The sequence below is a fragment of the Clostridium nigeriense genome, assembly GCF_900086595.1.
Lineage (GTDB): Bacteria > Bacillota > Clostridia > Clostridiales > Clostridiaceae > Clostridium > Clostridium nigeriense.
Genome location: NZ_LT575472.1, coordinates 2,011,703 through 2,028,970, shown reverse-complemented (window position 1 = coordinate 2,028,970; position 17,268 = coordinate 2,011,703). Strand labels below are relative to the sequence as shown.

Genomic DNA, 17,268 nt, shown 5'->3' with positions numbered 1-17,268 from the left:
TAAATCTCCTCCTATTTATTCCAATTAAATAATGCTTTTGAACTCAATTCATTTTTCAACTCATTTGTTACTTCTACATTTGAAGGTGATAATAAATAAACCCTCTGTTCAATTTCTTGTAAAGTTGCACCTAGTACATAACAAGAACCACTAATAAAATCTACTAATCTTTGTGCTACTTTTGTTTCTAAAGTAGTAGCGTTAACTAAAACTATCTTTCTTGCTTTTATAGCATCTGCAATTTCTCTTGCATCATCATAATTCATAGGTTTAGTCACCATTACCTTTGCTGTAGAAGCAGTATGTATGTTAACTACTTTATTTCCTTTTTGTTTTGATATTATTGGTTCAATTTCTTCTTGAATTTCTTCTTCTACTTCTGTTTCCTCTAAATCATCAAATTCATCCTCATATTCCCCAAGACCTATTATTTCTTTAAATTTTCCAAACATATTACCCATTTGTCAATCCTCCCACTATATTTCTTTTGCCGAAGATACCTTCACCAACTCTTATTAAATTGGATCCTTCCTCTATAGCTATTTTATAATCATGAGTCATACCCATTGATAAAATTTCCATTGTAATATTCTTAAATGATCTATTACTTAAATCATCGTATATGTTTTTAATTTTTCTAAAATAATATCTATTTTCTTCATTGCTACCTTTAGGAATTATAGACATAATTCCTTTTACCTTGCAACTATTACACTTTTCAATTTCAATAATAAAATTCTCCAAATCCTCTTCAAAAATCCCCCCCTTTGTTTCTTCCTTTCCAATATTAATTTGAATTAGAAGGTTAGCAACAGAATTTTTTTTTGAAAATTCATCTTCAATTTTTCTTAATAACTTTATACTTGATAAAGAATGTATTAAAAATACCTTTCCAACTAAATATTTAACTTTATTTGTTTGTAAATTTCCTATAAAATGCCACCTTATATCTTTAGGCAAAGCTTCCACTTTATCAATAAGCTCTTGTACCTTGTTTTCACCAAAATCTTTTTGCCCTAAATCATAAGCTACTTTTAAATCTTCTATAGGTTTAGTCTTAGATACTGCAACTAGTGTAACATTTGATATATTTTCTCTAATCTTATTTAAATTTTCTTCAATGCTCAAGATATTTCCTCCTAAAGAAGCTTATTTACATATTGTAATTATTCTACAAAAAGCCTTAAAATCCTTCAATATTTAAAGATTTTTTTACAAGAATTTATTTTTCATCATATCTTTTCATATACTTTGCTTCAGTATTTTGCTTTGTTATTGGAATTATTATTTCGTCTTTTTCCTCAATTTCTATTTTTATCTTTCTAAGTAATAATCCTTGAATTACACTATCATCTGATAATAAAATCGCCTTCATTTCTTCAGGATTTCCTATAATACTAATATAAAAGGGAACGAAAATTCTAGATTCATCGTCAAATCCTATAAAAGCCCAATAACATTTTACAGCTGTATTTGGTAGTATCCTATGATCATTGATGGATATTGCTTCTGCACCAGCACTTCTTATATCATTTAAAAGTAAAGCCATGTCATCTTCATGAAGCATCTTTCTAGCTATTTCAAATTCTGTGTCAAGTTTTTTATCTATATTAGCATCTTCTAATTTTATAACTAATCCAGGCCCCTTTATTGAAGTAGTTCCATTTAAAGTACTATAATCACCTAATTGATTTTTCATATCTTCAATAAGCTTTTTATTTTTTTCAGGATCATCATTATCATACTTACTTATTTGATATCTATAATCAATATTTTGACTTCTAATATTTTCTATATCCTTATATAATTGATTTCTTTCTTCTATAGCTTTTTTATAATCCATAGCATTAAGAGAAGTTATCTTGCTACTTACTCCATTCAAATTAATACTATTTACAATTAAAAATCCCGTAATAATTGATGCAGCTAAAATAAAAACTCTTGCTTTTATATTTTTCATTTATTCACCTCTTTTACGAGATTTTAACCTTTCTATTACTAACCTTCTTATTACTGCAAAGTTATCAAAAACTCTACCACCAAACACAATAACAGCAGCAATATACATTGGTATCCCAAGCTTATCTCCCAAATAAGCAAGACCTGCTGCTAAAGCTGCATTACCAAAGAAACCAGAGATAAATATATCTGCTTTAAAATTTTTAGATAATGATGCTCTTACTGCTCCAAATACTGAATCTAGACAAGCAAGAATTGCAACAGACAAATAGGGAGATAAAGTTTCTGGAATATTAACATCTAATAATAAGCCTAAAAGTACACCTAATAAAAGTCCTATGAATGCTATCATTTCAATCCCCCTTTTTAATTTATTGGCTTAACGTACTCATTTTTTAAAGATTGAGTAGTTTTATTTATTATAATTTCATCACTATCATTAACATCACAAGTATAATTACGTAAAGCTCCATAATCTAAAACTCCTATAAAATTAGCAGCCACCTTTAATGCTTGTTTATCTCCGATTGCTTTAATAACAATCTTACTCTTAGGATCTACTTTTCCTGATGTACCAATCCATATGGAGTTTCCTGAAACTTTAATACCACTTTGAGGTGTTAGTCTATAGTCATTTACTGATATCGCTTCCGCTTTTACATATCTTAATGAATTAACCACATGAACTATTTCATCTTCTGTTATACTTCTATTATCGTTATTAGATCCAAATATATTAGACTTTGGAGTAATTGTTATAGTAATTCCTGGACCTTTTACATCTACTAATCCTAAATTCATTCTTGCATTATCTAATTGTTTCTTAATTTCTGCTTCAACAGCTCCATTACTTGATGCTTTTTCTTCCAATTCTTTAAGTTGTTCAGATAAAGAGCTATTAGTTTTTGTTAACTCTTCTTTTTCCTTTTTTAACGCTTCAATTTCAGATATAATATCTAAATTTTGAATAGAAGAATTTATTTTATTCTTTTCATTAAGCAACTTAAATTGATGAGCTAATAAGAATCCTAAAAAGGCACAAACAATTGCTACAAAAATTTGCGACGTTACTTTTTTCATACTACTTTTCCCCCTTCCTATTGGCTTTGCTTAATTACAGGTGCTCCATCAAAACTCATATCTATATATCCTTTTGTTATGATTCCCTGTTCTATAATATTTAAAGCTATGTTCATTTTATCAAGTAAGTTAGAACTATCTCCTAATATTATTTCCACATTCCCTATATAACAGCTGATATTATTTAGATCTAAAATATTTATTTCTGAAAATTTTAATTCCTCTGGAATAACTTCTATCATTTTATAAAAAGTATCTAAAACAAAAGTTATTTGAGTATCTTCTGAAATTTTATCTCCTATTTTTTTCTCTGAAACATCTATCCCTGTTAACTTAGTTAAACTTCTGTCATCTAAACTGTTTATTTCCTCTACAACTATACCTTCATTATTTATAGCCTTAAAACTTTCATTACTATTTAAATAGTAAGCAATTTTGTTTTCAACTACATTAATATTAATTTTATTGATACCTTTTTTACTTATTTTTATTTCCTTTATGTATGGATTTTCTTTTAAATCTTTTTCTATCTTATTATAATCTACGGTAAAGATATTCTGACCTATATTATATTTTAACTTTTCCTGTAAGCTTTCATTACTTAAAGTAACTAATCCAGAAATATTTATTTTTTTTAAGTTAAATATAGGTGCTTTATATATAAAAATTATAATTCCAATAATAAAAATAAATAGACCTAATATAACTTTTTTTATTGTTTTTTTCCTTCTTTTCTTTATAACAAATTTATTTACATTAGTATTCATAGTTCCCCTACTTTTACATAATATTATATATTATAATAATATCACTTTTTGGTTATTTTTTCATTATAAATTTTACTAAATTTAAAATTTTATAATAATTTAATATTTTATTTATAACTATTTTTAAAGACAACCTAAAAAGAGTGAATTTAAATAATTAAATCACTCTTTTTAAAATTATATTTCTTTCCCTTGAATTTGCCTAGATATGTTTAAAAGTATTCCCATAGCCATCATGTTAATAACTAAAGAAGTTCCTCCGTAACTTATAAATGGCATTGGTACACCTGTAACTGGCATAGAACCTGTTACAACAGCAATATTAATAATTGCTTGAACAGCTATTATAGAGGTTATTCCTATAGCTAGTAAAGTTCCATAAGTATCTTTAGCTTTCATAGCAACTTTTATTCCTCTCCAAACAAAAAACACAAATAACAAAACAATAAATAAACATCCAATTAGCCCTAATTCTTCACCAATTATTGAAAAAATAAAATCGTTATGAGGCTCAGGCATATATAATGTTTTTTGTCTTGATTGACCAAGTCCAAGTCCAGTTATCCCTCCTGCTCCTAGTGCATAGAAAGACTGAATTAATTGATATCCATCTCCTGCCGGATCTTGCCAAGGATTTAAAAAGTTTAACATTCTTGCTCTTCTATAGTCTTCACCAAAAATAAAAATCATTACTGCCACTAATAAAACAGGTGCAACCTTCCCAAATAAATCTTGTAATCTCCCACCTGAAATAAATAGCATAATAAATGTTACAATCATTATTATAGCTGCTATACTTAAATTTTTCTCAGCTAAAATCATAGCTGCAAAAAATCCCGATACTCCTAAATAAGGAACTATTCCACTCCAAAACTTTTTTACACCATCTCCCTTTGAATCTAAGCTCATAGCTAAAAACATTACAACTGCATACTTAGTAAGCTCCGACGGTTGAAATGATAGTGGTCCTAATTGGATCCACCTTTTTGCTCCATTTACAGCTGGAAAGAAAAAAACTGCAATTAATAAAGGAACAGTAGTAATTAAAATATGAGGAGTAATCTTTCTTATTTTGTGATAATCAAAGCTAGATATAAAAATCATAGCAATTAATCCTGTTATAGCCCAAATTAATTGTTTTTTTAAATACATCATACTATCGCCTTCTTTAAACATTGCATAGTATGAACTAGCTGAGTAAATCATAATTACTCCTATAGCAAGTAAAATAATAACAGCATAAAAAATACCATAGTCCATTTCGCCCATTTTACTATTTTGTTTTGCTGTTCTCATAAAAACTCCTCCAATCGATGATTAAAGGGCTAAAAATCCTATAAAGCATAATACTACAGTAGTAATTGCAAAAATTGTTACTATCTTTGTTTCACTCCATCCTTCTTGTTCAAAATGATGATGTATTGGTGCCATTTTAAATAACCTTTTACCTCTTAGCTTATATGATGAAACTTGTAAAATAACTGATATAGTTTCAAATACATATATTCCACCAACTATAAATAATATAAGAGGCATTTCTAATATTAATGCAATAGTTGCTATAGCACCACCTATTGCTAAGGAACCTGTATCTCCCATAAATACCTTTGCTGGATATGCATTAAATTTTAAGAATCCAAGTAATCCGCCAGCTAAAACTATAGAAAATACAGCTATAGATTCATGACCCATCATAAATGCTACGACTCCAAAAAAGGTTAAAACTAAAACACTAACAGTAGAAGCTAATCCATCTAACCCGTCTGTTAAATTAACTGCATTGGTTGCTCCTGCATAATATACAATAACAAAAGGTACATATAATATTCCTAAAGGTATTTTAGTTCCTATAAATGGTATTCTTAAACTAGTTCCTAAATAAACATAGCCATAAACTGCAATTGCAGTAGAAAAAATAACTAATAGCAACATTTTCTGCCAAGCTTTTAGACCTTCATTTTCTTTTTTAATAATTTTTAGTATATCATCTAAAAATCCAATAAATCCAAAAGCTAACAATGAATATAAAGCAATCATGCCCTCATCAGTAGGACTATATCTCATTACCACCATAACTATTAATGTTGAAATTATAAAAATCAACCCACCAATAGTTGGAGTTCCTGCTTTTTTCAGATGGCTTTGAGGCCCTTCTTTCCTAATATTTTGACCAAATTTTAATTTGGTTAGCATAGGTATTATTATAGGACCTAATATAATCGAAATTATAAAAGATACTACTAATCCTATTGCTACCTTAGATGTTATAATGTCTATTAATTTATCCCCCATTATTCCTGCCTAAATAGGCAGTTCACCTCCTTTGTTAAATTTCCGCCTCTTCTAATGAATTTACTATTTCTTCAAATTTCATACCTCTTGAAGCTTTAACTAAAATTACATCATTTTCTTTAATAATAGCTTTTAAATTGCTTAAAAAGTCTTTTTTATTACTAAAAACCACTATATTATCTAGGTTAAATCCTTTTTTAAAGCAATCCTTATAATCACCGATGGCTATTAATAAATCTACTTTATCTTTAGCATAATCACCAACCTCGGTATGTGCATTTATAGCTTCATCTCCCAGTTCATTCATAGTTCCAAGTATAGCTACTTTTCTTCCTTTTTTATAAGTATTAAGGACATCAATAGAAGATTTCATAGAATCAGGACTTGCATTATAGCAATCATTTATTATTGTAATTTTATCTTTTTTAATTACCTCCAACCTCATTGATGTAGCCTCTAAGTTCTTTATTCCTTTTTCCATTTCCTCAAAAGAAACTTTTAACTTTTTAGCTACTTCTATTGCTAGCATGGAATTTAAAACATTATGCTTTCCAGCCATAGGTATTGTAAATGTATATTCCTGATTGTTATCTTTAATTGAGAAGGTTGTATTATCCTCCTTTAGTATAATATTAAAAGCATAAACATCATATTCATGATTATAGCCAATTCTTAAAATTTCAAAACATTTATCAGTTATTTTTAATAAATTTTTATCTTCTCCATTGATGATTAATGTATTACTCTCATTGAAATAATTAAATATTTCACATTTAGCTTTTAAAATATTATCTTGAGTTTTTAAATTTTCAATATGAGATAATCCTATATTTGTTATTACTGCTATATCTGGTCTTGCGCAATTAGCTAGTACATCTATTTCACCAAGATTACTCATACCCATTTCTAAAACTGCCACATCATAAGTACTATCAAGTTCTAATATCATAAGAGGAAGACCTATTTGATTATTAAAGTTTCCTTTTGTTTTAAAGACTTTATATTTCTCACTTAAAAAAGCAGCAATTAAATCCTTTGTAGATGTCTTACCGCATGATCCAGTAACTCCAACTATCTTTAATCCAAGTTTTTTCCTATAAAAGCTTGCTAAATCTAATAAAGCTTTTTCTGAATTATCAACTTTAATAATAGTCCCTAAATTTTTGCATTTATCAATGTCAAATAAAACTTCATCTACTATTGCAATAGAAGCTCCCTTTGAAAAAGCTTCCATTACAAATTTATTTCCATTGAATCTTTCACCATTAATAGCTAAGTATATATTGTTTCTTTGTATTTTTCTTGTATCTATACAAATATTATTAAAATCATTTTTTCCTTCTACTATTACTTTCCCAGAAGTAGCTTCTAGTATTTCATTTAAAGATAATTCCACTTTATCCACCTCTATTTTTTTCTTTTATTAGCTAGAATTTCATCAACAACTTCTCTTTCATCAAAATGAATGACACCTTCGTTTGTTATTTGATAATTTTCGTGACCCTTTCCAGCAAGAACTACTACATCTCCTTCTTCAGCCATATTTAATGCAAGTTTTATAGCTTCAGATCTATTTTCAATAGCAATATAATTTGACTTAGTTATACCAGCTAATATTTCTTTTATAATAGCCATAGGATCTTCTTCTCTTGGGTTATCAGAAGTTATTACTGCCAAATCCGCAAGTTCAGTTCCAATCCTACCAAGTTCCGCTCTTTTCACTTTATCTCTATCTCCACCACAACCATACACTGCAATTAATCTGTTTTTAGTATAATCTTTTAATGTTTCTAATATATTTTTTAATCCATCAGGAGTGTGGGCAAAGTCAATTATTATATCATATGGAATATTATATTTATATCCAATTCTTTCACATCTACCAGGAACAACTACATCTAAAAGTCCTTTTTTAATAAAATCATTATCTATATCTAAAATATTCATAGCTCCTATTGCACCTAATGCATTATACACATTGTATTCACCTGGTAAAATAGAATTATAATTTTCATCATTAACTTTAAAGTGTATATCCCCTTCTTTTAACATAACTTCATAAGCTTTAAAATCACTTTCATCTTTAATTGAATATGTTTTAACTTCTTTGTTACCCAAACTTTCTATATCTCTTACAATTCTATATCCATAATCATCATCAATATTTATAACACATGCTTTGCTTCTTTCAAACAACTTAAATTTCGCATTATAATAATTTTCAAAGGATTTATGAAAATCTAAGTGATCTCTCGTTAAATTAGTAAAAATTCCAACCTCAAATTCACAACCATAAACTCTATCTAAATATAATGAGTGGGACGAAACCTCCATAACACAATACTCACAATTAGAATCAACCATATCCTTAAATAATTTTTGAAGTTCTAAAGATTCAGGAGTCGTTCTTTCTGATTTAACTTTAATATCACCAATATAATTAGCAATTGTACCTACTAATCCAACCTTTTTACCAGCTTTCTCTAGCATTGATTTTAATAAATAAACTGTTGTTGTCTTTCCATTAGTTCCAGTTACACCTATTAGTTTTAATTTGCTCGCTGGATGACCATAATAATTTGCTGCCATAGTCGCTAGAGCTTTTCTACCTTCTTTAACTAATATTACTGTTACATCTTCACTATTAATATTTATATCTTTCTCGCATAAAACAACTTTTGCACCTGCTTCTATTGCTTTTCCTGCATAATTATGACCGTCAACTTCAAATCCAGTAAGGCATACAAAAAGATCACCTTTTTCTATTTTTCTACTATCATATTGTATATGACTTACTTCTACATCTAAGTTTCCACTTAATATTTCATAATTTACTCCATTTAATAAATCTAATAACTTCATTTCACCATCTCCTTAATATTCTAAACGAACTCCCTATGTCTTTTGTATATAATTTTAGCATGTGAGTGTCCCACATGCTAATGTAAAGGGATATTCTAATTAATCTCCATATTCTTCATTTAATATCAGCTTAACATTTGTACCTTTAGTTATTATTTCTCCTTTAGGTACACTTTGTTTAACTACTGATCCTTCTCCTTCATAAGTAGACGTAATTCCAAGATCATTTAATATTTTAGTTGCTGAATCTAAAGAGTAACCCCTTAAATCAGGCATAACAACATTTTTATTATAAGACTCATTTTCTCCTGTGTCTATATTAATCTTAGAATTTTCTTTAATAGTATATCCTGGATAAGGTTTTACATCTGTAATTATAGACCCATTTCCATTAATATTATACTCTATATTATATTCTTTTAATATTTTTTTCCCTTCACTTACTGAAAGACCTCTTATTTCAGGTATAACTACGTCTTTAACAATACTCTCAATATCATCCTTTGGCATATATTCACTCATATAATTAAATATATCTGTAAACAAAATATTAGCTAATGGCGCTACTATTTGTCCTGCATAGTAAGTTCCTGTCCCTGGCTCATCTATTGAAATAAAGACTGTAACTTGAGGATTGTCTGCAGGCGCAAACCCAGCTAATGATGAGATATATTTACCTGATTCATATCCTCCCCCTCTAGGGTTTACCTTTTGTGCAGTTCCTGTTTTAGCTCCTATATGATAACCTTCAACATAAGCTTTACTAGAGCCACCATAAGATACAGTCCTTTCCAAATAGTCCCTTAATATAGCTGTATTGCTCTCACTTAAAACTTCTGTAATTTTAGGTTCAAAAGTTTCATCCACTACTGACTGTCCATTTTCATTAGTTGACGTAATTTCTTTCATTATATGAGGTTGAATTAATTTACCTCCATTTATAATACTGTTAAATGCCGTCATATATTGCACTGCATTTACAGTATTAGTTTGTCCAAATGAAATTGTAGCTAAATCTGCTTCATTAATATCTTCAGTTTTTTTAGTTATTCCTTTAGCTTCTCCAGGTAAATCTATTCCACTCACTTGACCAAACCCTAATTTTTTAATATAGTCATTTAAGCCTTCCTTGCCAATTCTTTTTCCTATTTCCATAAATCCTACATTACATGAGTTTTGCAATATTTCTGGAAGTGTTAGCGTTCCATGACCTGATGTTTTCCAGCACTTAATTGTATGAGGACCTATCTTTAGACTACCACTGCAATTGAACGTGTCACTTTCCTTAACTAATCCTTCTTCTAAATTACCTATCATAGTAACAACTTTAAAAATGGAACCTGGTTCAAAGGTATCATTAACTAAATGGTTTCTCCACATCTTTTGAACCTTTTCTGCTAAGTTTGCACCCTCATAATTTTCTGCTCCCTCATAAGGGGCATTAGGATCAAAATCTGGTTTATTTACCATAGCCAAAATTTCACCATTATTAGGATTCATAATTATTATAGATACTTGTTTTGCTTGATTATCTTTGTACCCTTTTTCTGCTATCTTTTCGGCAAAAGCTTGTAAATTTGAATCTATAGTAAGAATAACATCTTTTCCATTTACAGGTGCTGTAAATTTTGAAATAGTATATGGTAATTCATCATTATATTTACTTAATTCTGATATTCTAAGTCCTGGAGTCCCAGATAAATAACTATTGTATTGTAATTCTACTCCTGTTAGTCCTTGACCATCTATATTCGTACTCCCTAATACATGGGCTAAAAAATTCCCATTTGGATAATATCTTTTTGTATCTGGAGATACTATGACACCCGGAATATTTAACTCTTTAACCTTATCTACAAGGTCCTTTTCAATTCTTCTAACTAAAATTGCTGCACCAGCATCAGCTCCACTAGGAAGTTTTGTATTTAGCTTATCTAAAACCTTTTTTTCATCAATACTTAATGCTTCTGCTATTTTAGGAGCTATATCATTATTAGTTAAATTTTCTTTTCTTAAATGTGCTCTTATAGAGTTCAAATCAAAATCTATTCTATACACATTTGCAGATACAGCTAATTCAACTCCATTTCTATCTAATATTCTTCCTCGTCTAGCATCAATCTTAACTTCACTAGTCCATTGTTCTTCAGCTTTTGCTGAATATTCTTCCCTTTTAACTATCATTATGTAAGATAATCTAATTGCTAAAAGAGCAAATAAACATATTAATGTTGTAAGCGCTAATGATATTCTTTTTTTCATTAGCGCTTTATCTCTGTAATTCCTTCTATTCACATCAATGCCTCCATGTAATTAATAAAAACATGCAGAGTATAAAAATACTCTTTATCCGGCAAGTGTACTATTTTATTACTTATGTTACTCTCTAATATTGGCAAAAAAATCCTTTGTTATATCTACAGTAATAGAATCATCCTTTTGTGGCATTTTCATGCCATTTGTACTAGCAATTTCTTTTATTTCACCTAAAGAAGAATATTTTAATAAATTTGCTCTTAAGGCTTCGCCTTCTGCTGTTACAGTTTTTATTTCTTTTTTAACATTGGTTAAATCATTTTGCATCTTATAAACTTTACCATCTCTTGCAATTGTTAATACTCCTAGAACTAAAGCAATAGATGCAACATTTAATATATTTTTAACTACAGCTTTTTTAGCATTTCTCTCTCTTTTTTGTTGCTCTCTTCTTTGTCTTTCAAGATTTTCTCTTTCTTCTCTTCTTTTTACTTCATCATATTTTCTCTTTGGACTTAAAGCTGTATTTCCTCTTATATATTCATATTCCTTATTAACCATTTTATTACATCCCCCATATAATTTTACTTAATTTTTTTCTAAAGTTTCTCTACTACCCTTAATTTAGCACTTCTACTTCTTGGATTTTCCTCTACTTCTTCTTTAGATGGTTCTATAGCTTTTCTAGTAATTACTTTTACCTTAGCTTCTCCACCACAAACGCATATAGGAAACTCTTTTGGACAAGTGCAAGCAGTAGCTAGCTCTTTAAATTTAAGTTTTACTATTCTGTCTTCTAAGGAATGGAAGGTTATTATAGCCATTCTTCCACCTTTATTTAATCGATTAACCCCATCTTCAATAGCTTTATTTAATATAGATAATTCACTATTTACTTCTATTCTAATTGCTTGAAAGGTTCTTTTTGCTGGATGAGGTCCTTCCCTTCTTGCCTTTGCTGGTATAGCTGCCTTAATTATCTCAACTAATTCTAGAGTGGTTTCTATTGGTTTTTTTTCTCTATTTTCCACAATAAATCTAGCTATTCTTTTAGCAAACTTTTCTTCACCATAATCTCTAATTATTCTATAAATTTCTTCTTCGTCATAATTATTAACAACTTCATAAGCAGATAAAGAATTTTCCCTATTCATCCTCATATCTAAAGGTGCATCCTGCATATAACTAAATCCTCTATCACCAGTATCTAACTGATAAGAAGAAACACCTAAATCCATCAACATTCCATCTATTTTTTCAATTTCTAAGTTATTTAGTATAGCATCTATATTATAGAAATTACTATGTACATATTTAACATTTTCATAGTTATGTAATCTCTCACCTGCTGCTTTTAAGGCATCCTTATCCTGATCAACACCTATCAAAAGTCCATTATTTGATAATTTCTTAAGTATCTCAGAAGAGTGTCCTCCACCACCTAAGGTACCATCTACATAAATTCCATCTTCTCTTATATTCAATCCCTCTATACACTCATTTAAAAGTACAGAAACATGTTTAAATTCCATAATAATTCTCCTTATATTCCTAAATCACTCATTTTTTCAGCAATAGAGTCAAAATCTATATCAGATTCATTATATTCTTCCCATTTTTCCTTACTCCATATCTCAACTCTAGTTAGTACTCCTATACTTACTATTTCCTTTTCCATACCTGCATATTCTTTTAAGTTCTGAGGAATTAAACCTCTTCCCTGTTTATCGACTTCTATTTCACAAGCACCTGAAAAAAAGAATCTAACAAATGCTCTTGCATCTCTATTAGTAAGTGGTAAAGATTTTAACTTTACTTCTAAAGCTTTCCATTCTTCCATAGGGTAAGCATAAAGACATCCATCTAAGCCTTTAGTAATAACAAACTTATTACCTAAACCTTCTCTTAACTTTGAAGGAACTATCATTCTATTTTTTGCATCTATTGCATGTTGATATTCTCCAATAAACATCTTTAACCCTACCTTAAAATGAATTCTTCACCACTTTTAACCACTTTAAACCACTTTATACTATTATTTTATAGGTTTTCTATAAATACTTCAAGGATTATTTCATTTTTTGGTATTATTTATTTTAAAATTGAAGTAAAATATAAATTTTATTTAAACTTTTTATAAAAAATAAAAAAGGTTGATAAAAACATCAACCTTTTAAAAATTCTTATACATTGAATCTGAAGTTTACTACATCTCCATCTTTCATAATATAATCTTTTCCTTCTAATCTATAAAGACCTTTTTCCTTAGCTGCAGCTTCTGATCCACATTCAACTAAATCATCATATGAAACAATTTCAGCTCTTATAAATCCTCTTTCAATATCTGAGTGTATTTTACCAGCAGCTTGAGGAGCCTTTGTGCCTTCTTTGATTGTCCAAGCTCTAACTTCTTGAACTCCAGCTGTTAAATAACTAATTAATCCTAATAATTTATAACTTGCTCTAATAAGTTTATCTAACCCTGATTCTGTTAATCCATATTCACTTAACATTTCAAGTTTTTCTTCATCTTCAAGTCCTGATAATTCTTCTTCAAGTTTAGCACATACTACAACTACTTCTGAACTTTCACTTTCAGCATAAGATTTTACCTTTTGAACATATTCATTATTTGTATTCCCTTCCATCATATCATCTTCTGATATGTTACAAGCATATAATACAGGTTTTGAAGTTATTAAAAATAATCCTCTTATAATTTCTTCTTCCTCTTCAGTAACTTCTAATGTTCTTATTGGTAAGTTTTTTTCTAAATGAGCTTTAACTTTTTCCATTAAAGCATATTCTTCTTTTGCTTTCTTATCTCCAGATCTAACTTGCTTCATTGATCTTTCCATTCTTCTTTCAAGAACTTCTAAATCTGCAAAAATAAGTTCTAAATTTATTGTTTCTATATCTCTAATAGGATCTACTGAACCTTCTACATGCACTACATTTCCATCATCAAAACATCTAACAACATGTACTATTGCAGATACTTCTCTTATATGAGATAAAAACTTATTACCTAATCCTTCACCTTTTGAAGCACCTTTAACTAATCCAGCTATATCATAAAACTCCACAGCAGTATATACTTTTTTCTTAGTATTATACATTTTTTCTAAAACATCTAACCTTTTATCAGGTACACTAACTACTCCTACATTTGGTTCTATAGTACAAAAAGGATAGTTTGCAGATTCTGCTCCCGCTTTTGTAATTGCATTAAATAAAGTACTTTTACCAACATTAGGTAAACCAACTATTCCTAAATTCATCTATGTACATTCCTTTCATCTCTTATTCACATTGTTACATCTTTAAAATTATACTCTACTATAAAAATTATTTCAATATATAAAGCTTCATAGATAATTATAGGTATTTGTATTCTATTTCCAGTGTAAAAGATATATTTTAGATAAAAATATTATTAAGGAGGCGATTTTTTTGAAAATAATAAAAAAGACTACATTATTATTATTAACTTTATTTTCTATTTTAAATTTATTGGTTAATAAAGCCATTGCATCTGATGATTTAGAATTGAATTGGTATTTTGTAAAAAGAGAAAATGAAAAAACCCCTGAACCTCCTAAAGAGTCAGCAAGTTTTTTTTCAGAATATGGCGCTTATTATGTTGGAGATACAAATTCTAAAGTTCTTTATCTAACCTTTGATGAAGGGTATGAAAATGGTAATACTCCTAAAATCTTAGATATACTTAAAGAAGAACAAGTTCCTGCTGCCTTTTTTGTTGTTAAACCATATATAAAACAAGAAGGTGATATTGTTAAAAGAATGGTTGAAGAAGGGCATTTAGTTTGTAATCATACTTCTCACCATCCCTCAATGGCTACTATAAAAGATAATGAAAAATTCAAGTTAGAATTTACTGAAGTTGAGGATGAATTCAAGAAATTAACTGGAACAGATATGCCTAAGTTTTTCAGACCACCTATGGGAAAATACTCTAAAAACTCATTAAAGAAAACTCAAGCCTTAGGATATAAAACAATTTTTTGGAGTTTTGCATACAAAGATTGGCTAGTAGATAATCAACCTAATGAAACTACCGCAATAAAGAAAATAGTAAATGGGGCTCATCCTGGAGCAATTATATTATTACATGCAGTATCTAATACTAATGCCAAAGTATTAAAAAATGTTATTCAAGAACTTAAATCTCAAGGTTATGAATTTAAGTCACTAAATGAATTACCCTAAGAAAAGTCTCTTTTAGAGACTTTTCTTAGGGTATATAATCTTTTCAACTTCATTTATCAAATTGCATTTTTTCACATATGAATTATTCAATAAACTATTACATTTGTTCTCTATGTCTTTAACAAAGTCTTCTCCAATTAAAAAACTTAAATTAACTTTTACATTAATAATGGCACTTTCAATAGCTGAATGTAATAATATAGTAGCTACTCCAGCATCTGAAATTAAATTTTTATTCCCATACTTTATAGCAAAATCTATATTCTCATAAAACTTTATACATTCTTCTGCTAAACTTAAAGGAGTTTTCATTGCCTTAATAGTATTCTCTTTAATTTTTTCTTTTCTAAATTTAATTTCTTCATCAGTATTTTTTGGTAGTTTATAGCAATTCATTAATCCTAAAAAATCTTCTCTATCATTTTCCATAAACTCTTGAGATTTTTTTATAAATTCCTTTGCTTCTTTTTGTAAAATTAGCATTTTTTTCTTATCTTCATTTTCTAGATTTTCATAAGATTTCTTCCCAACAGTTAGTGAATAAACCATAGAATTTAAACTTGCAGAAAGAGCAGCAACTAAAGCAGCTGTACTTCCACCTCCTGGAGATGGTGCTTCAGAGGATAACTCAATTAAAAAATCATCTACTTTATATTCCTTAAATAACATTATTATTTCCTTTCAGTTAATAGTATATTATAAACTTCTAATATTTCATTTATTATTTTTTTCTTAGAAAATCTTTTTATACATTCTTCTCTTATTTCCTCTGGTTTATAGGAGTCTATATTCTTTATTATACTTTTCATTGCAAGACCTAAATCATCTACATCATTAACCTTAACTATTAATCCATTTTCCTTATTTATAATATCTTCTGCTCCTCCATTAAAAGCTCCAATTACCGGCTTTCCAGAAGCCAATGCCTCAATATAAACAACTCCAAAGGTTTCATATTTAGACGGAAGTACAAAAACATCGCATAAACTCATTTGTTCTGAGACCTCTTCTCTTGATAGTCCCCCTAAAAATTTTATTTGCTTTTCAATGTTAAGCTCTTTAGTTAAATTAATTAATGCTTCTTTTTGACTACCTTCTCCACCAATAACCAACTTTGTGTTTGTATTCTTAAAATATTTACTAAAAGCTTTTATTAAAATATCTATCCCCTTTTCTCCTTCTAAAAAGGCTAATGAAAAAAATGTAAATTCACTATTTCTTTTTCTAGAAATATAAAAATTCTCCACAGGTATTAAATTATGTATTACCTTTATATCTTTTCTTCCAGAAAACTCATTCATTTCTTGCCTAAGTCCATTTCCTACTGCAATTAATACATCAGCACTTAAATAGGAATCTCTAATAAAGGGTTTATAGCTATCTTTAATATATACTGCTGTTTTTAAAGAAGAGTGCTCAGTTATAACTAATGGAATATTATACTTTTTTGCAATATATGCAGCACTTATACCAGCCCAAAAAGATGATTGACAATGAATTAAATCAATTTTTCCTTCTTTTTCTACTATTTCTTTATATAATTTTTCTAACCTTTTATTAAAAACACTAAACATCTTTGAGTTTTTAGGTAAAAAATTATAATTCTTATATCTATAAGTTCTAAGTCCATCTTCCACCTTAAAATTAAGACCAATTTTTTCCTTAATTTTAAAAAATAATGTTAATGGCCAAACTTCGTTATATGCTACTGTAACTTTAACTCCACTTTCTTGAATAGCTAAAGCCTGCTCCTTAAAGAAACTCCCATGAACAGGGTTCCTACTATTATGATACCATGATGGTATAAACATAATATGCATTT

At 28.5% G+C, this 17,268-nt stretch carries 18 protein-coding genes; 1 reads left to right on the top strand and 17 read right to left on the bottom strand.

What is annotated here, in order from left to right; translation table 11 throughout:
- Positions 1-11 precede the first annotated feature (11 nt).
- The 15 genes from BN6774_RS09695 to ychF form a co-directional block, all read right to left on the bottom strand.
- The gene (locus BN6774_RS09695; RefSeq protein WP_066893070.1) at positions 12-461 is read right to left on the bottom strand and encodes a cell division protein SepF; all 450 of its coding nucleotides are present in this window, start codon (positions 459-461) and stop codon (positions 12-14) included.
- Entirely contained in the window at positions 454-1,128 is a 675-nt protein-coding gene (locus BN6774_RS09690; RefSeq protein WP_066893068.1) for a YggS family pyridoxal phosphate-dependent enzyme, read from the bottom strand. The genes BN6774_RS09695 and BN6774_RS09690 overlap by 8 nt, the downstream gene beginning before the upstream one ends.
- 94 nt (positions 1,129-1,222) lie before the next feature.
- Positions 1,223-1,960: a DUF881 domain-containing protein gene (locus BN6774_RS09685; protein WP_066893066.1), complete on the bottom strand. Its 738-nt coding sequence runs from the start codon at positions 1,958-1,960 to the stop codon at positions 1,223-1,225.
- Positions 1,961-2,311, bottom strand: a complete 351-nt coding sequence (locus tag BN6774_RS09680) for a small basic family protein (protein ID WP_066893064.1) — start codon at positions 2,309-2,311, stop codon at positions 1,961-1,963.
- Between the two features lie 14 nt (positions 2,312-2,325).
- Positions 2,326-3,039 carry a DUF881 domain-containing protein gene (locus BN6774_RS09675; protein ID WP_066893062.1) on the bottom strand — a complete coding sequence of 238 codons (714 nt, stop codon included), beginning with the start codon at positions 3,037-3,039 and terminating at the stop codon, positions 2,326-2,328.
- Between the two features lie 17 nt (positions 3,040-3,056).
- On the bottom strand, positions 3,057-3,806 hold the full coding sequence (locus BN6774_RS09670) for a cell division protein FtsQ/DivIB (protein WP_066893060.1): 750 nt from the start codon (positions 3,804-3,806) through the stop codon (positions 3,057-3,059).
- A 177-nt stretch (positions 3,807-3,983) separates the two neighbouring features.
- Complete coding sequence (spoVE, locus tag BN6774_RS09665) at positions 3,984-5,102, bottom strand: stage V sporulation protein E (protein WP_066893058.1); 1,119 nt, start codon at positions 5,100-5,102, stop codon at positions 3,984-3,986.
- 21 nt (positions 5,103-5,123) lie between these two features.
- Entirely contained in the window at positions 5,124-6,098 is a 975-nt protein-coding gene (gene mraY / locus BN6774_RS09660; RefSeq protein ID WP_066893056.1) for a phospho-N-acetylmuramoyl-pentapeptide-transferase, read from the bottom strand.
- Positions 6,099-6,132: 34 nt separating this feature from the next.
- Positions 6,133-7,494, bottom strand: a complete 1,362-nt coding sequence (locus BN6774_RS09655; RefSeq protein WP_066893054.1) for a UDP-N-acetylmuramoyl-tripeptide--D-alanyl-D-alanine ligase — start codon at positions 7,492-7,494, stop codon at positions 6,133-6,135.
- 11 nt (positions 7,495-7,505) lie between these two features.
- Entirely contained in the window at positions 7,506-8,960 is a 1,455-nt protein-coding gene (locus BN6774_RS09650) for a UDP-N-acetylmuramoyl-L-alanyl-D-glutamate--2,6-diaminopimelate ligase (RefSeq protein WP_066893052.1), read from the bottom strand.
- A gap of 99 nt (positions 8,961-9,059) precedes the next feature.
- A complete protein-coding gene (locus BN6774_RS09645) occupies positions 9,060-11,255 on the bottom strand; it encodes a stage V sporulation protein D (protein WP_066893050.1) in 2,196 nt (731 codons plus the stop codon).
- Between the two features lie 84 nt (positions 11,256-11,339).
- A complete protein-coding gene (locus BN6774_RS09640; protein WP_066893047.1) occupies positions 11,340-11,777 on the bottom strand; it encodes a cell division protein FtsL in 438 nt (145 codons plus the stop codon).
- A gap of 38 nt (positions 11,778-11,815) precedes the next feature.
- Positions 11,816-12,748 (bottom strand): 16S rRNA (cytosine(1402)-N(4))-methyltransferase RsmH, encoded by a 933-nt coding sequence (rsmH, locus tag BN6774_RS09635; RefSeq protein WP_066893045.1) that lies wholly within the window; start codon positions 12,746-12,748, stop codon positions 11,816-11,818.
- Between the two features lie 11 nt (positions 12,749-12,759).
- Entirely contained in the window at positions 12,760-13,188 is a 429-nt protein-coding gene (gene mraZ / locus BN6774_RS09630; protein ID WP_066893044.1) for a division/cell wall cluster transcriptional repressor MraZ, read from the bottom strand.
- Between the two features lie 211 nt (positions 13,189-13,399).
- On the bottom strand, positions 13,400-14,497 hold the full coding sequence (ychF, locus tag BN6774_RS09625) for a redox-regulated ATPase YchF (protein WP_066893042.1): 1,098 nt from the start codon (positions 14,495-14,497) through the stop codon (positions 13,400-13,402).
- Between the two features lie 178 nt (positions 14,498-14,675).
- Here ychF and pdaA point away from each other — a divergent pair, with 178 nt between their 5' ends.
- The gene (pdaA, locus tag BN6774_RS09620; protein ID WP_167349613.1) at positions 14,676-15,446 is read left to right on the top strand and encodes a delta-lactam-biosynthetic de-N-acetylase; all 771 of its coding nucleotides are present in this window, start codon (positions 14,676-14,678) and stop codon (positions 15,444-15,446) included.
- 12 nt (positions 15,447-15,458) lie between these two features.
- Here pdaA and BN6774_RS09615 read toward each other — a convergent pair whose 3' ends face one another.
- Both BN6774_RS09615 and BN6774_RS09610 read right to left on the bottom strand, forming a co-directional pair.
- Positions 15,459-16,115, bottom strand: a complete 657-nt coding sequence (locus tag BN6774_RS09615) for a cyclodeaminase/cyclohydrolase family protein (RefSeq protein WP_066893038.1) — start codon at positions 16,113-16,115, stop codon at positions 15,459-15,461.
- Between the two features lie 2 nt (positions 16,116-16,117).
- Entirely contained in the window at positions 16,118-17,266 is a 1,149-nt protein-coding gene (locus tag BN6774_RS09610) for a glycosyltransferase (protein WP_066893036.1), read from the bottom strand.
- Positions 17,267-17,268 lie beyond the last annotated feature (2 nt).